We start from the raw sequence: 16,222 nt of genomic DNA, 5'->3' as shown, positions 1-16,222 counted from the left end.
GGCCCGCACCGGAAGAGCCGTGAACCGAACCCGCGCGGGTTCGGGCCCAATTCAGCAGATCCGAGAAAAAGCGATACCAACAGCCAGGGGGATCACATTGTTTGCCGCCATCGGATCATTCACCGCGCGGCGTCGCACGTGGGTCGTGATCGCGGCGTTCGTCTTCACGCTGTTCGCCGGGGTGTGGGGTACCGGCGTCTTCGGCTCGTTCACCGGTGGTGCCGGATTCGACGATCCGGCCAGTGAGTCGGTCGAGGCCGACAAGGTGCTCGAAGGCCCGCTGGGGCGCGAGTCGAACGATCTGATCGTCCTCTACGAGTCGAAGACCGCCGGCCGCACCGTCGAGGAGTTCGGCGGCGCCGTCCGCTCGGCGCTGGACGGGGTCCCGCGCGAGGGCGTCGCACGGCTGAGCTCCTTCTGGGACCCCGGCGCCCAGGGCGCTGACGCCTACGTGTCGCGGGACCGCACCCGCACGTACGCGACCGTGCAGTTCGCCGCCGACGACGACCAGCACCAGGTCGAGGCGCTGACGCGGCTCGAGGAGGAGTTCGGGGCCGAGGGGGTCACCGCCCGCTTCGGCGGCGTGGCCGCGATGACCGAGCAGGTCAATGCCCTGACCGGCTCGGACATCGCCCGGGCCGAGATGCTCTCGATCCCGGTCCTGCTCGTCCTGCTGGTGCTGATCTTCCGCAGCGCGGTCGCCGCGCTGCTGCCCCTGGCCGTCGGCACCTTCGTGGCCCTGGGCTCCTTCGTGGTGCTGCGCGTGCTGACGATGTTCACCGAGATCTCCGGCACCGTCGTCAACGTCATCACGATCCTGGGTCTGGGTCTGGCCATCGACTACGCGCTCTTCCTGGTCAACCGCTTCCGCGAGGAACTGCACGCCGGCGCGGACGTGGACACCGCGGTCCGGCGCGCGACGGCCACGGCCGGGCGCACCGTCGCCTTCTCCGGGCTCGCCGTGGCGATCTCCTTCGCGGGGCTGGCCCTCTTCCCTTCGCGGTTCCTGTCCTCCATGGGCTACGCGGCCGTCGCCGTGGTCTGCTTCGCGGTCGTCGGCTCGCTGACGCTGCTCCCCGCCCTGCTGCGCTTCACGGGACACCGCATCGACGCGTGGCGGGTCCCACTGCCGGGCGGCCGGGGCGGCCGGGGTGGCCGGGGTGGCCGGGGCGGCTGGGGCGGTGCGGCGAAGCCGCTGACGCGGGGCCGCTGGTACCGCACCGCGCACGCGGTCATGCGCCGGCCCCTGCTGTCCTCGCTGGCGATCGTCGCCGTCCTGGCCGGCCTCGGCGCGCCGCTGCTCGGCGTCAACTGGGCCCGGCCGGGCGAGTGGGTGCTGCCGTCGAGCGGGGACGCCAAGGTCGTCAGCAGGGCCCTGGCCGCCGGCTTCGACACCGACCCCGGCCGGATCATGACCTCGGTCGTCCGCTTCGACGGCCCGGCCGACCGGAGCGCCGTAGCGGCGTACGCGGACCGGCTGGAGCGGGTCGGGGGAGTGACGTCCGCGACGCCCACGGGCTTCGCGGGCCACGACGCGCGGGTGACGGTGCGGTACGCGCCGGACCCGATGTCCCGCGCGGCCGTGGACCTGGTGCACGGGGTCCGGGACACCGCCGCGCCGCCGGGCGCGAAGACCCTGGTGACCGGAATGCCGGCCTCCCGCGTGGACATCGTCGGCATGATCGGCGGACGCCTGCCGTGGATGGCCCTGTTCGTGGCGGTCGTGTCCTTCCTGGTGCTCTTCCTGGCCTTCGGTTCGCTGCTGCTCCCGCTGAAGTCCGTGATCCTCAACCTGCTGTCGCTCCTGGCCACCTTCGGCGCCATCAAGTGGATCTTCCAGGACGGGCACCTGTCCGGGCTGCTGGGCTTCGAACCCATCGGTGCGGTGGACGCCAACTTCCCCGTGCTCATCGTGGCGATCGCCTTCGGACTGGCCATGGACTACGAGGTCTTCCTGCTCTCCCGGGTCCGCGAGGAGTGGGAGGCCAGTGGTGACCCGGTCGAGTCGATGGCCGTCGGGCTCCAGCGCACCGGGAAGATCATCACCAGTGCCGCGCTGCTGCTCGTCGTCGTGGTCGGCGGTTTCACGACCTCGTCCATCCTGTTCATGAAGATGATCGGGGTCGGCCTGGTGATCGCGGTGGTCGTCGACGCGACCGTGGTCCGGGGTCTGCTCGTGCCCGCCACCATGGCCCTGATGGGCAGGTGGGCGTGGTGGGCGCCGGCCCCGCTGGCCCGCTGGTGGTCCCGCCACGGATTCCGGGAGTCCGGGGCCGGGGCGGCGCGTACGGGGCCCGCGCGGGCGGGCACCGCGTACGCCGCCGAGGCCGGGCGGTGACCGACGCCCGGCCCGCCGGAGCGTCCGCGTCCGGGCGCCCCGCGACCGCGGAGGGGACCGGGGAGCCGGGGGCGGACCGGGTGCAGCACGCCGGCGCCGTCGCCGCCTGTGTCACCGCGGTCGTGGCGGCCCTGTCGGGGGACTGGGGGAGCTGGTCCGCGCCCCTGGGCGGCGGCCTGCCCGGGATTCCGCTGTCCTGGGGGGTGACCGCGGGGCCGCCCGTGCTCCTGGTCTCGCTGGCCGGGGTCTTCGTCGGGTGGGCCGGCGCCCCCTCCTTCGTACGGACCTGGGCGCACTCCGCGGCCGGACTCGCCGCCGCCACCGGGCTCCTGGCACTGCCGCGGGGCGGCTGGGGGGCGGCCGGTGTGTGGGCCGCGCTCGCGGAGGCCGCGCACGCGGGGCTCTTCGGCGTGGTGACGGGCTGGGTACCGGCCCTGGCCGCGCTCGCCGTCTCCCGGCGGAGCCGGCGGGAGCGCATGCGCACCTGACGGGTGCTCGGCGGCCCGCGGTGGCACGCACCGGATCCGGGGCCGGCCCCGGCCCCGGACCCGGGTGCGGACCCCGGTGCGGACTGCGCCGGGAGACTTTCGTCGCGGGGGGACGCGACCAAAGAGAGCGGCCCGGTGGTGGCGCGGTGTCTAGGGTCGGGCGGGTGGATGCGACGGCGAGGGTGCGTGCGGGATGGGACTGGGTGAAGGGGCCCGAGCCCTGGACCCGGCGGATGCTGGCGGGGGACCTGGCGCTGGCCGGTGTGCTCGCGCTGATCGGGCTGGGGGTCGAGGAGCTCGACAAGGGCTCCGCGGCGCGGATGCTGGCCAGCGCCGCGGCCGTGGTGGCGCTGACCCTGCTGCGGCGCCGGCTGCCGGTGTTCACGCTGGTGGCCGGCTCGGCGGTGGGCGTCTACCTGCCCGGGGCCTTCCTCGTGGCGATCCCGCTCGGCTGGTCGGCGGGGCGGCGGATCGGCGGCGTCGGACGGGCGCTCGGCGCCTTCACCACCGCCTTCGTCGCGATGATCGTCCTCTCCATCGTCAAGGAGGGCACGCTGGGGCGGCCGCTGCTGATCGTCGTCTTCAGCACGCTGATGTTCCTGGCCATGGTGGTCATGCCCGGTCTGGCCAGCCGCTACTGGTCCCAGCGCAGCACACTGCTGCGCGCCCTCCAGGACCGCAACGCCCAGTTGCTGCGCGAGCGGGCGATGGTCGCCGGCCAGGCCCGGCTGCGCGAACGCCAGCGCATCGCCCAGGACATGCACGACAGCCTCGGCCACCAGCTCGCGCTGATCTCGGTGCACACCGGCGCGCTGGAGGTCGATCCCGTCCTGACGGACCGCCAGCGCGAGGCGGTGGGCGTCCTGCGGCAGGCTTCGGTCGCCGCCATGCACGAGCTGCGCGAGGTCGTCGGCATCCTGCGGGACGGGGTGGAGGCTCCGCTGCCCGTCGAGGAGGCGCAGCCCGCGGCCCGCGGGGTGGCGGGCATCGCCGGGATCGTGGAGTCGGCGCGGAGCGCGGGGACGGACGTACGGCTCACCACGGCGGGGCAGCCCCGGCCGCTGGTCGCGGCGTGCGACCACGCGGCGTACCGGATCGCGCAGGAGGCGCTGACCAACGCCTACAAGCACGCACCGGGCGCGCCCATCACGGTGGAACTGCGCTACGAGGACGACTCCCTGGTGGTGGAGATCGCCAACGGCCCGGCGGCCGGTCCGGGCGCAGGCGAGGTGGTGTCCGGCGGCCAGGGGCTGACCGGGCTGCGCGAACGGGCCCGGCTGGTCGGCGGCATGGTCTACGCGGGGGCCGTGGAGGGCGGCGGGTTCCGGGTGGCCGGGGTGCTCCCGTACGGGACCGAGCCGGCCGGGGCCGAGGTCGCCGGCGCCGAGGAGACCGGCGCGGGCCCGGTCGCCGACGACTTCGGACAGCAGTTGCGCACCCGGCTGGGCGGCGGCCAGGAGCCGCTGGACTGGGCCGTGATCGACCGGAAGCTGCTGAGCGGGGGCAGCAGGTCCGGGGGAGTGGCGCTGGGATGCGGGATCGCGGTCGCGGCCCTGGTGGTGCTGCTGATCGTGATCGGGGCCGCGGTGGCCCTGCTCATCGGCTCGGTGAGCGACGCGACGATCAGCAAGGAGGACTACGACGGCATCCAGGTGGGCGAGCCGGAGAGCACGGTACGGTCGCGGCTGCCGAGCGGGGACAGCATCCTGACCGAGGGGCTCGACCGGAAGGGGCCGCCGCGTCCGCCGGGCGCCACCTGTGTCGCCCTGCTCGCGGACGACAACAACGACTTGGGCAGCGACAGCGTTTTCCGGTTCTGCTTCAAGGACGGCAAGCTCGTCGACAAGCAGGCCTACCAGGCCAAGCAGTAGGGCAGGGGTGACAGCCAAGGTGATCCGCGTGGTGATCGCTGACGACGAACCGCTGATCCGGGCCGGGATCAGGATGATCCTGACCTCGGCGGCGGACATCGAGGTCGTCGCCGAGGCGGCGAACGGCCGGGAGGCGGTGGAACGGGCCCGGGCGCACGCCCCGGACGTGGTGCTGCTGGACCTCCAGATGCCAGTGATGGACGGGCTGACGGCACTGGCCGAGCTCGGGCGGGCGGTGCCCGAGGTGCGGGTGCTGATCCTGACCACCTTCGGGGAGAAGGAGAACGTGCTGCGGGCCCTGAGCGGCGGCGGCGCCGGGTTCCTGCTGAAGGACTCGGCGCCCGGTGAACTCATCGGAGCCGTACGGGCGGCAGCGGCGGGGGACGCGTACCTGTCCCCGGCGGCGACCCGGCACGTGGTGGACCAGCTCGCGTCGGGCCGGGCGGCCGGCCGCGAGGAGCAGGCGCGGCGCCGGGTGGCCGAACTGAGCGAGCGCGAGCGCGGGGTGCTCGCGCTGCTCGGGGAGGGCCTGTCGAACGCGGACGCGGGGCGCCGGCTGCACATGAGCGAGGCCACGGTGAAGACGTACGTGAGCCGGATCCTGGCGAAACTGGAATGCGAGAACCGCGTACAGGCGGCCCTGCTGGCCAGGGACGCCGGCCTGTAGATACGGTCGGGCCGAAATCCGATGGCGAGCAGGGGGCGGGGCGCATGACGGCGGTAGCGCAGGAGCAGGGCGTGGGACCGGATTCGGCGGTACGGATCCCGGTGGTCGGGGGGTTCGCCCGGCGGGCCGGATCTTCCGCCGCCACTCCCACCGTTTCTCCCCGGGAGGCGGGCAAGGCGCTGCGCGTGCGGGTGCCCCGGTCGGCGCACGCGCACTTCGAGGCCCCGGCCGACCGTCCGGACGCGGTGCGGGCGGTGGAGGAGTCCAACGTCGGCCGGGTCGCCGAGCTCGCGCCGATACGGACCGGCCGGATGGCCGCCAACCCCTTCGCGTTCCTGCGCGGGTCGGCCGGGCTGATGGCCCACGACCTCTCCGGCGGTCCCGTCACCGGGATCGGCGCGCAGATCTGCGGGGACGCCCACGCCGCCAATTTCGGCCTGTACGGGGACGCGCGCGGCCGGCTGGTCATCGACCTCAACGACTTCGACGAGACCGTCTTCGGCCCGTGGGAGTGGGACCTGAAGCGGTTGGCCACCTCGCTGGTCCTGGCCGGCCGGGTGGCCGGTGCGGACGAGGAGACCTGCCGGGCGGCCGCGCACGACGCGGCGGGCGCCTACCGGCGCACGATGCGGCTGCTGGCCAAACTGCCGGCCCTCGACGCGTGGAACGCCATCGCGGACGAGGAACTGGTCTCGCACACCGATGCCCGTGACCTGCTGGGCACGCTGGAACGGGTCTCGGAGAAGGCCCGCAACAACACCTCCGCCCGGTTCGCGTCCAAGTCCACCGAGCCCACGCCCGACGGGGGCCGGGCCTTCGTGGACGCGCTGCCCGTGCTGCGCCGGGTCGGGGACGAGGAGGCGGCGGCGGTGGCGGCCGCGCTGGGCCCGTACCTGGAGACCCTCCAGGGCGACCGGCTGCCGCTGCTGGCCCGGTACGCGATCCACGATGTGGCCTTCCGGGTGGTGGGCACGGGCAGCGTCGGCACCCGCTCGTACGTGGTGCTGCTGCTGGATCACCGGGGTGAGGCACTGGTCCTCCAGGTGAAGGAGGCCAGGCCCTCCGCGCTGCTGCCCCACCTGCCCGGGCTCGGCTTCGTCTCCCCGCCGGAGGAGCACGAGGGGCGCCGGGTGGTGGCCGGGCAGAAGCGGATGCAGGTGGTCTCCGACATCCTGCTGGGCTGGACGACGGTGGAGGGGCGGCCCTTCCAGGTCCGCCAGTTCCGCAACCGCAAGGGCAGCGTGGACCCGGCGGCGCTGGCCGCCGACCAGTTCGACGACTACGGGCGGATGACCGGCGCCCTGCTGGCGCGGGCGCACGCGCACAGCGCGGATCCGCGGCTGCTGTCCGGGTACTGCGGCAAGAGCGACGAGCTGGACGAGGCCGTGGCCGGCTTCGCCGTGGCCTACGCCGACCGGAGCGAGGCCGACCACGAGGTGCTGGTGGCGGCGGTGCGGTCCGGGCGGATCGCGGCGGAGTCCGGGGTCTGATCGGCTGGAGGCCGAGCCCCCGCGCGGGATGTTTCACGTGAAACCGGTGGATGTTTCACGTGAAACACCCGCGCCCGGGGGCCTTAGGCTGGCCGGGTGAGCGAGCAGACAGTTCCCGAAGCGTCCGAGCCCGGCTCCGGCGAAGGCCCCGGCCCCGCTGCCGACGAGCGGCCCGAGGCGCGCCTGGAGCGCGCCGTGCGGGCCGCCGAGCAGGCACTGATCGAGTTCGAGATCGCGGTGGAGACCTTCCGGGTGGAGGTGGAGAACTTCTCCCGGCTGCACCACCAGAAGCTCGGGCCGATGTACTCGCGGCTCGACGAGCTGGACGCCCTGATCGCCGAGGCGAAGGCGGCGAAGACCGGTGACGCGGAGGATCTGCGCCGTGCGCGCGAGGCCCGCTCGCTGGTGATGCCGATGCCCGGGGTGGACGAGCTGTTCCACGACTGGCTGGACTCGGACGGGATGTCCGACGACGCCTCCGCGATGCTCACGGACCGCGCGGTGCGGCCGCCGGAGCGGGTGCGCCCCTCGGAGGAGGTGCGCCGCCTCTACCGCGAGCTGGTCCGCCAGGCGCACCCCGACCTGGCCCAGGACGAGGCCGAGCGCGAGCGCCGCGACGAGTTCATCGCGCGGGTCAACGCGGCGTACGGGCGCGGCGAGGAGCAGGTGCTGCGCGAGCTGGCCGAGGAGTGGGCGGCCGGTCCGGCGCCCGCCGAGCAGCGGCTGAGCGAGAGCGAGGAGCTGTACGAGCGCCTGGAATGGCTCTCGCGCCGCAAGGAGCTGCTGTCGGTGGTGGCCCGGGACCTGGAGGAGAGCGCGATCGGGTCGATGCTGCGGATGGCGCCGGAGGACCCCGACCGGCTGCTGGAGGAGATCGCCGAGCAGCTGCTCGGCGATGTCGAGAAGCGTGAGGCGGAGCTGGCGGCCCTCGCCGCAGAGTGAGGCCGCGGCCGGGTCGGATAGGTTGGCTCAGCTATCCGTGACGAGAGAAGGCGACAGACATGAACTCCGGACCGCTTCCCTCGGTGGCCGCCTCCGCGCTGCCCTCCGAAGCCTTTGTCCTCGACGTTCGCGAGAACGACGAATGGGCGGCCGGCCATGCCGAGGGCGCCCTGCACATCCCGATGAGCGAGTTCGTGGCGCGCATCGGTGAGCTGACCGAGAAGATCGAGGACGAGCGTCCGGTGTACGTGATGTGCCGGGTCGGCGGACGCTCGGCCCAGGTGGCCCAGTACCTCCGGGGCCAGGACATCGACGCCGTGAACGTGGCCGGCGGCATGCAGGACTGGGAGGCCGCGGGCCGCCCGGTCGTCACCGACGCGGGCACCCCGGGCTTCGTCGTCTAGAGGCGCCGGCTGCGCGCCGGGCGCGGCCTAGGCGAGCGGGTGGGCGGCCAGCAGGTCGCCCAGTGCCTCCTCGTGGGCCGCGGCCGGGCCGAGCTGGAGCTCCAGCTGCTTGGCCCAGGCGTGGTAGCGGTGCAGCGGGTAGTCGGTGTCGGCGCCGAAGCCGCCGTGCAGGTGCTGGGCGGTCTGCACGACGCGGCGTACGCCCTCGGAGGCCCAGATCTTGGCCACGGCCACGTCACCGGAGCTGGGCAGCGGTCCGCCCGCTCCGCCCGTGGCGGCGTCGAGCCGCCAGGCGGCCTGCCAGAGCGTGACCTCCATGGCGCGCAGATCGATGTAGCGGTCGGCGGCCTGGACGGCGACGGCCTGGAAACTGGCCACCGGGAAGCCGAACTGCTCGCGCTTGCTCGTGTACTGGCTGGTCATGGTGAGCACGTTCTCGCCGAGGCCCAGGGCGAGGGCGCAGGTCCCGGTGGCCAGGAGCTGGCGCAGGTGGTCCCAGGCGCCGGGCGCCTCGATCAGGTGCGCGGCCGGGACCCGTACCCCGTCGAGGGTGAGCTCGGCGAGCTTCTCCCCGCTGGTGGAGTACTGCGCTGCGAGGGACAGGCCTTGCGCGTCCCGGGGGACGAACGCGAGGACCGCCTCGCCCTCCCCAGTGTGGGCCGGTACGGCGGTCCAGTCGGCGCTGTGCGCCCAGGCGACGGCCGTCTGGAGGCCTTCCAGGACCCAGCCGTCCCCGTCCCGCCGCGCGGTGACGGCCAGTTCGGCCGGGTCGTGGCCGCTGCGGCCGTGCGCGGCGACGGTGAGGACGAGGCCGCCGCTCCCGGCGCCGGGCAGCAGGGCGCCGGCCAGCTCGGGGCTGCCGTGGGCCTGGACGGCCATGGCGGTGGCGCAGTGCTCCAGCAAGGGCACCCGGGCCAGGACCCGCGCCGCCTCGCGCAGCACCAGGCACAGGGCGATGGCGTCGAGCCCGGAGCCGCCGTGCTCCTCGGCGAGCACGAGGCTCAGCAGGTCGGAGTCCGCGAGCTTGGCCCACAGTGCGCGGTCGAACTCCTCGGCCACCGCCCGCGGGGTGAGTGCGGGGCTGGGCACGCTGTCGGGGGCCACGTCCGCGAACACGGCCTTGGCCGCCTCGACGGCGGCCTGCTGCTCCTCGGTGAAGGTGAAGTCCACTGCCTGTCCTCCCGCGTACCCGGATCGCGCTCTGCCTGACGGTGCGTCAAGATAGAACACGTTCTGGAAATTTGACAGGGGGGCGGCAGCGGGGGCCGGTGGCGGGGGCTGCGGCGGGAGGCGGCGGCGGGCCGCTCAGCGGTCGAAGTCGATCTCCACGTCCTCCGACACCGGGTGCGACTGGCAGGCCAGCACGAACCCGGCCTCCGTCTCCCGCTCCTCCAGCGCGAAGTTGCGGTCCATCCGCACCTCGCCCGAGACGACGAACGCCCGGCAGGTGCCGCACACCCCGCCCTTGCAGGCGTACGGGGCGTCCGCCCGGGCCCTGAGCACCGCCTCCAGCAGGGACTCCCCGTCGCGCACCGGCCAGGTGCCCGAGCGGCCGTCGAGGCGCGCGGTGACCCGGCCGCGGGTGACCTCGGCCGAAGCGGTGCGCGCGGGGGCGGCGGTGTCCTCGACGTGGAAGACCTCCTCGTGGACCCGGGTCCGCAGCACACCGAGCGCGGCCAGCGCCCGCTCCGCTCCCGTCACCAGTCCGTACGGCCCGCACAGGAACCAGCCCGTCACCTCGGTGACCGGCAGCAGGGCGGGCAGCAGCTCCGTCAGGCGCTCCTCGCCGAGCCGGCCGGAGGGCAGTCCGGCCTCCTGCTCCTCCCGGGACAGCACGGTGACGAGCTGGAACCGGTCGGGATGGCGGTCCTTGAGGTCGGCGACCTCCTCCAGGAACATCGTCGAGGCCGCGCTGCGGTCGCTGCGCACCAGGCAGAACCGGGCGTCGGGGCGGGCGGCGAGGAGGGTGGCGGCGATCGACAGCACCGGGGTGATGCCGCTGCCGCCGACGATCGCGGCGTAGTGCGCGGCGGGCGGCGCCGCCGCGGGGTCCAGGACGAACCGGCCGGCCGGGACCATCACGTCCAGGGCGTCCCCGGCGGAGATCTCCTTGTGGGCGAAGGAGGAGAACTCCCCGCCCTCCACCAGCCGCACCCCGACCCGCAGCGCGGCGGGACCGGGCCCGTCCGCGGCCGGGGCCGGGGAGCAGATCGAGTAGGTGCGCCGCACCTCGCCCGTCCCGGCCGCGGCGGAGCCGGCGCGGCGCAGGGTGAGGTGCTGGCCGGGGGAGTGCCGGTACTCCGCGCGCAGCTCCGGCGGGACGGCCAGGGTCAGGGCCACGGAGTCCTCGGTGAGCCGGTCGACCGCCGTCACCGTCAAGGTGTGGAACGCGCCGTGGCGCGCGGGGCGCGCCGGCGCGGTGCCCGCCGGGCCGGCGGGCACCACCGGTGTGGGCGACGGCGGTGACACGGCCATCTAGAGCTCCTTGAAGTGGTCGAACGGTTCGCGGCAGGCGGTGCAGCGGCGCAGCGCCTTGCATGCGGTGGAGGAGAACCGGCTGAGCAGCTCGGTGTCGGTCGATCCGCAGTTCGGGCAGCGGACGGACAGGGTGAGCGGGACCGGTCCGCCGGCGGCGTGCGGCCGCGGCGGGGCGATGCCGAACTCCGCGAGCTTGCGGCGGCCTTCGGCGCTGATGTCGTCGGTGGACCAGGCGGGGGCCAGTACGGTCCGCACCCGGACCTCCCGTATGCCGTGGTCGGTCAGGATCCGCTCGATGTCGGCGGACATGGCCTCGATGGCCGGGCAGCCGGTGTAGGTGGGGGTCAGGGTGACCTCCACGTGGCCGTCCTCGTGCATCCGCACCCCGCGCATCACGCCGAGCTCCGCGAGGGTGAGCACGGGCAGTTCGGGGTCGGGGACGGAGCCGGCCAGCTCGGCCAGCTCCACCTCCAGCCGGGTCTGCTCGGTGCAGGCACCGGCGCCGGTCACCACGATGCCCCCGGATGGCTGCGGTGCAGGTGCTGCATCTCCGCGAGCAGCCGGCCGAAGGACTCCGTGTGCAGTCCCTGCCGGCCGGCTCCGGCCGTCCAGGCGCCGTACCGCGGCCCCTGGGGCAGCTCCAGTCCGGCCCGCTCCAGTACGCCGCCCAGCGCGGCCAGCCAACGGCCTTCCAGGGCGGCCCAGTCGAGCCCGTCGATCCCGTCCACCGGGCGGAACATCTCCCCGGTGTACTTCCACAGACCGTCCAGGCCGGCCCGCATCCGGCGCCGGCTCTCCTCGGTGCCGTCGCCGAGCCGCAGTGTCCACTGCTCGGCGTGGTCGCGGTGGTAGGCGGTCTCCTTGACCGCCTTGGCGGCGAGCGGCGCGAACGGGCCGTCGCCGAGGGCCAGTTCCCCGTAGAGCTCGTGCTGGTAGAGCGAGAAGTAGAGCTGGCGCGCGATGGTGTGGGCGAAGTCGCCGTTCGGCTGCTCGACCAGCTGGAGGTTGCGGAAGGACCGCTCCTCGCGGAGGTAGGCCAGCTCGTCCTCGTCGCCGGCGGTCGACAGCAGGACGCGGGCCTGGCCGAGCAGGTCGAGGGCGATGTTGGCCAGGGCGACCTCCTCCTCCAGGACGGGCGCGTGGCCCGCCCACTCGGCGAGGCGGTGCGAAAGGATCAGCGCGTCGTCGCCGAGGGCCAGCGCGGCCACCACGGCGGCGCTCCCCGGTGCGGTGTCCGTCCCGGCGCTCGTGCCGGCGCTCGTCCCAGCGCTCATCTCGGTGCTCGTCACAGGTGCTGCACCCCCTCGGGGATCTCGTAGAAGGTGGGGTGGCGGTAGGGCTTGTCGGCGGACGGGGCGAAGAACGGGTCCCGCTCGTCCGGGGAGGAGGCGGTGATCTCCGTGGAGGGCACCACCCAGATGGAGATGCCCTCGCCGCGCCGGGTGTAGAGATCGCGGGCGTTGCGCAGGGCCATCTCCGCGTCGGGGGCGTGCAGGCTGCCCGCGTGCGTGTGCGAGAGGCCGCGCCGCGAGCGGACGAACACCTCCCACAGGGGCCAGTTCTGCGTCATACCCGAGCCTCGCTTCCGATGGTCGCCGCAGCGGCCGTGGCCGCCGCCTGCTTCTCCGCGTACGCCGCGGCCGCGTCGCGCACCCAGGCGCCTTCCTCGTGCGCCGCGCGGCGCTGTCCTATCCGCTCCTCGTTGCACGGGCCGTTGCCCTTGAGGACCTCCCAGAACTCCGTCCAGTCGATGGCGCCGAAGTCGTGGTGCCCGCGCTCCTCGTTCCACTTCAGGTCCGGGTCGGGCAGGGTCAGCCCCAGCGACTCGGCCTGCGGGACGGCGATGTCCACGAAGCGCTGGCGCAGGTCGTCATTGGTGTGGCGCTTGATCCGCCAGGCCATCGACTGCGCGGAGTGGGCCGACTCGCCGTCCGGCGGGCCGAACATCATCAGCGAGGGCCACCACCAGCGGTCCACGGCGTCCTGCGCCATCGCGTGCTGGGCCTCGGTGCCCCGGGAGAGGGCGAGGAGCAGCTCGTACCCCTGGCGCTGGTGGAAGGACTCCTCCTTGCAGATCCGGACCATGGCCCGCGCGTACGGCCCGTACGAGCAGCGGCAGATCGGGACCTGGTTGGTGATCGCCGCGCCGTCCACGAGCCAGCCGATCGCGCCGACGTCGGCCCAGGTCAGCGTGGGGTAGTTGAAGATCGAGGAGTACTTCTGCTTCCCGGCGTGGAGCTTGTCGAGGAGCTCGTCGCGGCTGGTGCCCAGGGTCTCGGCGGCGCTGTACAGGTACAGGCCGTGGCCGGCCTCGTCCTGGACCTTCGCCATCAGGATGGCCTTGCGGCGCAGCGAGGGCGCGCGGGTGATCCAGTTCGCCTCGGGCTGCATGCCGATGATCTCGGAATGGGCGTGCTGGGCCATCTGGCGGACCAGGGAGGCGCGGTACTCGTCGGGCATCCAGTCGCGCGGTTCCACCCGCTCGTCGGCCGCCACGGCCGCGTCGAAGGCGGCCGCGAGCTGCGCACCGAGGTCGGCGCTCACGCCGATCCCCGCGTCCCGCACGGCGTCCTGCGCGTCCAGGCCCCCGGTCCCCGATGTCGCTGCCGGGGTCACTGCCACCATCACGGCCCCCTGTCAGAGGTCTTTTCCCGCCTCGTCCCGCCCGACCGACCGATCGTTCGGTTCATGCTCTTCAATGGTGGGACGAGGGCCCGTAGGGTGTCAACCTCTGTGGTCAACCCTGTGGACACCGGATGATCGGGGCGGGATGGATTCGAACGCGCGCGAACCGCTCGCAGAAGCGGCTCCGCCCCCGCCCAGGGCCCCGGGAATCGCCGGTCTGCCCGCCCCGTACCGCGTCGTGACGGCTCTGGCCCTGGGGGCGATGGCGGTGGCGGCCTGCGGACACCTGGCCTTCGTCTTCCTGCACGTGGCCCCCTCCAACACGGTCAGCAAGCGGCACGCGCGCGTGATCGACCGGTGGATCTATCCCGAGCTCGAACAGAACTGGAAGCTCTTCGCCCCCAACCCGCTCCAGCAGAACATCGCCGTGGAGGTCCGAGCGGAAATGCGGACGGACGACGGCCGGCTGGTGACGGGCGACTGGCGCGACCTGTCCGCCGAGGACGGAGCGGCCATCCGCCACAGCCTGCTGCCGAGCCACACCGAGCAGAACGAGCTCCGCCGGGCCTGGGACTTCTTCACCGGCTCCCACGACGAGGACAACAAGTCCACCGGCGATCGCGGCGAACTCGCCGAGCAGTACCTGCGGCGGATCGCCCTGGACCGGCTGAAGACGACTGACGGGGCCCACGGGGCCGGCCGGCCGGCGGAGAGCCGGATCGTACGGATCCAGCTGCGCGGAGCCACGACGGAGGTCGCCGCGCCCCCGTGGTCCGACGAGAAGGCCGACACCCGGACCTCCTACCGGGAGCTGCCGTGGTGGACGGCGTGAGGGGGCTCCGGGCCTCCGCCGGGCGGGCGCTGGCCCGGGTCAGCGGGCAGGCGCTGGGGCCGTACCAGAGCGCCGTGGTGCGCATCGGATTCAGCGCGACCTGGCTGTTCTTCCTGCTGCGGGAGTTCCCCCACCGCCACGAGCTGTACGGGCCGGACGGACCGTGGAGCTGGGAGCTGGCGCGGCGCCTGATCGACTCGAACCACGCCTTCACGGTGCTGATGTGGTCGGACTCGGCGCTCTGGTTCGAGATCGTCTACGCCGTCGCCGTGCTGTCGTCCGCCCTGCTCGTGCTGGGCTGGCGCACCCGGGCGACCTCCGTGGTGTTCATGGTCGGCGTGCTGTCCCTGCAGAACCGCAGCGTCTTCATGGGCGACGGCGGGGACAACGTCATCCACCTGATGGCGATCTACCTCGTGCTGACCCGCTGCGCGCAGGTCTGGTCGCTGGACGCCCGCCGCGCCCGCCGCCTCGGCGCGGCCACCGCCGGGCGGGCGGGGCCGGTGCTGTGGGGCGTGCTCGGCGCGGTGTTCGCGTACGGGGCCGTGACCGGGGGGTTCAGCACCAACTGGCTGGTGATCTTCGCGGCCCTGTGGGTGCTCACCGCGCTGTGGTGGATGGTCGACCGCTACGAACCCGAGGGGGACGGGCGGGCCGTCCTCGACGTCCTGGCCAACCTGCTGCACAACGCCGGGATGCTGGTGATCATGGCGGAGGTCTGCCTGATCTACGCGACGGCCGGGTGGTACAAGATCCAGGGTTCGCGCTGGCAGGACGGCACCGCGCTGTACTACCCGCTGAACCTGGACTACTTCACCCCGTGGCCCGGGCTCTCGGCCTTCCTCGGGAGCAGCGGCACGCTGGTCATGCTGCTGTCCTACGGGACGGTCGCGGTCCAGGTGGCCTTTCCGTTCACGCTGTTCAACCGGCGGATCAAGAACGTGCTGCTGGCGCTGATGATGCTGGAGCACGCGGGGATCGCGGTGCTGCTGGGGTTGCCGTTCTTCTCGCTGGCGATGATCGCCGCCGACGCGGTGTTCCTGCCGACCGGGTTCCTGGTCTGGCTCGGCGCGCGGGTCGCCGCGCGGCGGGCCGTTGTGGCCCCGGGGCCGGATCCGGAGCCTTTCGCGGACCCGGAGCCCGCGCTCCCCGGCTCCGTCCCCCGCTGAGGCCCGGGCGCCCTGCGGGGCTGTCCCCCACCCGCACTTCCTCCGTTCCCCGGGGCTCCGCCCAAGACCCCGCGCCTCACACGCCGGCGAGGCTGGATCGGGCCGGAGGGGCTGGATTCGGGCGGCGGTGCCCGGGCCGTAGGGTCGCGGGTATGAGTGAGCAGACCGGGACGTTCGACGACACCGAGCGGGAGTGGCGGGAGGCTGCCGCGCGGGAGGACCTGGTCCTCCTCGACGGGTTCCACGCGCTGAAGCACGCCCTGCGCTTCGGGGCGGACGTGCGGATGGCCGTCGCCGACGACCCCGAAGCCGTACGGGGCCTCGCGCGCGAGCTGGCCGGGGACGTGGAGGCGGACGTCGTGCGGCTCGTGCGGCAGGCTCCGCTCAAGGGGCTGCTGGCGCGGGTGCACCCCACCGGAGTGGCGGCCCTCGCGGTCCGGCCGAGCCGGGCCGAGGGGCGGGCCCGGCTCGACGCGCGGCCCAGGACGGCCCCGATCGTGCTCCTCGACAACCCGCGCAACCTGGGCAACGTCGGAGCCGTCGTCCGGCTCGCCGCCGGCTTCGGCGCCACCGGCGTGCTCACCCGGGGCGACCTGGACCCCTGGCACCCCAACGTGGTCCGGGCCGGGGCGGGTCTGCACTACGCCACGACCGTCGACCGGGTGGAGCTGGCCGAGCTGCCGTCCGGCCCGCTGTACGCCCTCGACCCGGAGGGCGAGGACATCCGCGCCCTCACCCTCCCGGACGAGGCCCTGCTCGCCTTCGGCTCGGAACGCCACGGGATCTCGCCCGAGCTGCGCGCCCGCGCCGATCACCTGGTGTCCCTGCCGATGCGGCCGCAGGTCTCCAGCTACAACCTGGCCACCAGCGTGGCCATGGCCCTCTTCCACTGGGGCGGCCCCAGGACGGCCTAGACGG

Annotated in this window: 16 protein-coding genes; 10 read left to right on the top strand and 6 right to left on the bottom strand. The window is 73.8% G+C overall.

The features are described 5' to 3' along the window. Positions 1-145 precede the first annotated feature (145 nt). The 7 genes from ACWCP2_RS11345 (at position 146) to ACWCP2_RS11315 (ending at position 8,200) form a co-directional block, all read left to right on the top strand. On the top strand, positions 146-2,338 hold the full coding sequence (locus ACWCP2_RS11345; protein ID WP_450908343.1) for an MMPL family transporter: 2,193 nt from the start codon (positions 146-148) through the stop codon (positions 2,336-2,338). Further along, positions 2,335-2,826, top strand: a complete 492-nt coding sequence (locus ACWCP2_RS11340; RefSeq protein WP_450908342.1) for a hypothetical protein — start codon at positions 2,335-2,337, stop codon at positions 2,824-2,826. The genes ACWCP2_RS11345 and ACWCP2_RS11340 overlap by 4 nt, the downstream gene beginning before the upstream one ends. Positions 2,827-2,990: 164 nt before the next feature. Further along, positions 2,991-4,697 carry a sensor histidine kinase gene (locus tag ACWCP2_RS11335; RefSeq protein ID WP_450908341.1) on the top strand — a complete coding sequence of 569 codons (1,707 nt, stop codon included), beginning with the start codon at positions 2,991-2,993 and terminating at the stop codon, positions 4,695-4,697. A 19-nt stretch (positions 4,698-4,716) separates the two neighbouring features. Further along, positions 4,717-5,364, top strand: coding sequence for a response regulator transcription factor (locus ACWCP2_RS11330; protein ID WP_450908375.1), 648 nt, complete (start codon positions 4,717-4,719; stop codon positions 5,362-5,364). 44 nt (positions 5,365-5,408) lie between these two features. Further along, positions 5,409-6,854 carry a DUF2252 domain-containing protein gene (locus tag ACWCP2_RS11325; protein ID WP_450908340.1) on the top strand — a complete coding sequence of 482 codons (1,446 nt, stop codon included), beginning with the start codon at positions 5,409-5,411 and terminating at the stop codon, positions 6,852-6,854. 96 nt (positions 6,855-6,950) lie between these two features. After that, positions 6,951-7,796, top strand: coding sequence for a J domain-containing protein (locus ACWCP2_RS11320; protein ID WP_450908339.1), 846 nt, complete (start codon positions 6,951-6,953; stop codon positions 7,794-7,796). 59 nt (positions 7,797-7,855) lie between these two features. Then, positions 7,856-8,200: a rhodanese-like domain-containing protein gene (locus tag ACWCP2_RS11315; RefSeq protein WP_250738739.1), complete on the top strand. Its 345-nt coding sequence runs from the start codon at positions 7,856-7,858 to the stop codon at positions 8,198-8,200. A gap of 27 nt (positions 8,201-8,227) precedes the next feature. On the opposite strand, the gene ACWCP2_RS11310 is transcribed toward ACWCP2_RS11315, so the two are convergent. From ACWCP2_RS11310 to paaA, 6 genes are all read right to left on the bottom strand, one after another. Further along, complete coding sequence (locus ACWCP2_RS11310; protein ID WP_450908338.1) at positions 8,228-9,370, bottom strand: acyl-CoA dehydrogenase family protein; 1,143 nt, start codon at positions 9,368-9,370, stop codon at positions 8,228-8,230. A 135-nt stretch (positions 9,371-9,505) separates the two neighbouring features. Next, positions 9,506-10,675, bottom strand: coding sequence for a 2Fe-2S iron-sulfur cluster-binding protein (locus ACWCP2_RS11305; protein WP_450908337.1), 1,170 nt, complete (start codon positions 10,673-10,675; stop codon positions 9,506-9,508). Then, entirely contained in the window at positions 10,676-11,188 is a 513-nt protein-coding gene (gene paaD / locus ACWCP2_RS11300; protein ID WP_450908336.1) for a 1,2-phenylacetyl-CoA epoxidase subunit PaaD, read from the bottom strand. Further along, the gene (gene paaC, locus ACWCP2_RS11295) at positions 11,185-11,952 is read right to left on the bottom strand and encodes a 1,2-phenylacetyl-CoA epoxidase subunit PaaC (protein ID WP_450908335.1); all 768 of its coding nucleotides are present in this window, start codon (positions 11,950-11,952) and stop codon (positions 11,185-11,187) included. The genes paaD and paaC overlap by 4 nt, the downstream gene beginning before the upstream one ends. Positions 11,953-11,963: 11 nt before the next feature. Further along, complete coding sequence (paaB, locus tag ACWCP2_RS11290) at positions 11,964-12,248, bottom strand: 1,2-phenylacetyl-CoA epoxidase subunit PaaB (protein WP_243331024.1); 285 nt, start codon at positions 12,246-12,248, stop codon at positions 11,964-11,966. After that, positions 12,245-13,303, bottom strand: coding sequence for a 1,2-phenylacetyl-CoA epoxidase subunit PaaA (paaA, locus tag ACWCP2_RS11285; protein ID WP_450908334.1), 1,059 nt, complete (start codon positions 13,301-13,303; stop codon positions 12,245-12,247). The genes paaB and paaA overlap by 4 nt, the downstream gene beginning before the upstream one ends. A 145-nt stretch (positions 13,304-13,448) precedes the next feature. On the opposite strand from paaA, the gene ACWCP2_RS11280 reads away from it, so the two are divergent. The 3 genes from ACWCP2_RS11280 to ACWCP2_RS11270 all read left to right on the top strand — a co-directional run bounded on the left by ACWCP2_RS11280 (position 13,449) and on the right by ACWCP2_RS11270 (position 16,218). Beyond that, the gene (locus tag ACWCP2_RS11280; protein WP_450908333.1) at positions 13,449-14,135 is read left to right on the top strand and encodes a DUF5819 family protein; all 687 of its coding nucleotides are present in this window, start codon (positions 13,449-13,451) and stop codon (positions 14,133-14,135) included. After that, complete coding sequence (locus ACWCP2_RS11275) at positions 14,132-15,304, top strand: HTTM domain-containing protein (protein WP_450908332.1); 1,173 nt, start codon at positions 14,132-14,134, stop codon at positions 15,302-15,304. Before ACWCP2_RS11280 ends, ACWCP2_RS11275 begins: the two co-directional genes overlap by 4 nt. Before the next feature lie 152 nt (positions 15,305-15,456). Then, positions 15,457-16,218, top strand: a complete 762-nt coding sequence (locus ACWCP2_RS11270; protein ID WP_450908331.1) for a TrmH family RNA methyltransferase — start codon at positions 15,457-15,459, stop codon at positions 16,216-16,218. Positions 16,219-16,222: the final 4 nt, after the last annotated feature.

It is taken from the genome of Streptomyces sp. NPDC002104 (genome assembly GCF_053593795.1).
The sequence above is the reverse complement of the archived record's forward strand: the minus strand, read 5'-3'. Positions and strand labels throughout refer to the sequence as shown.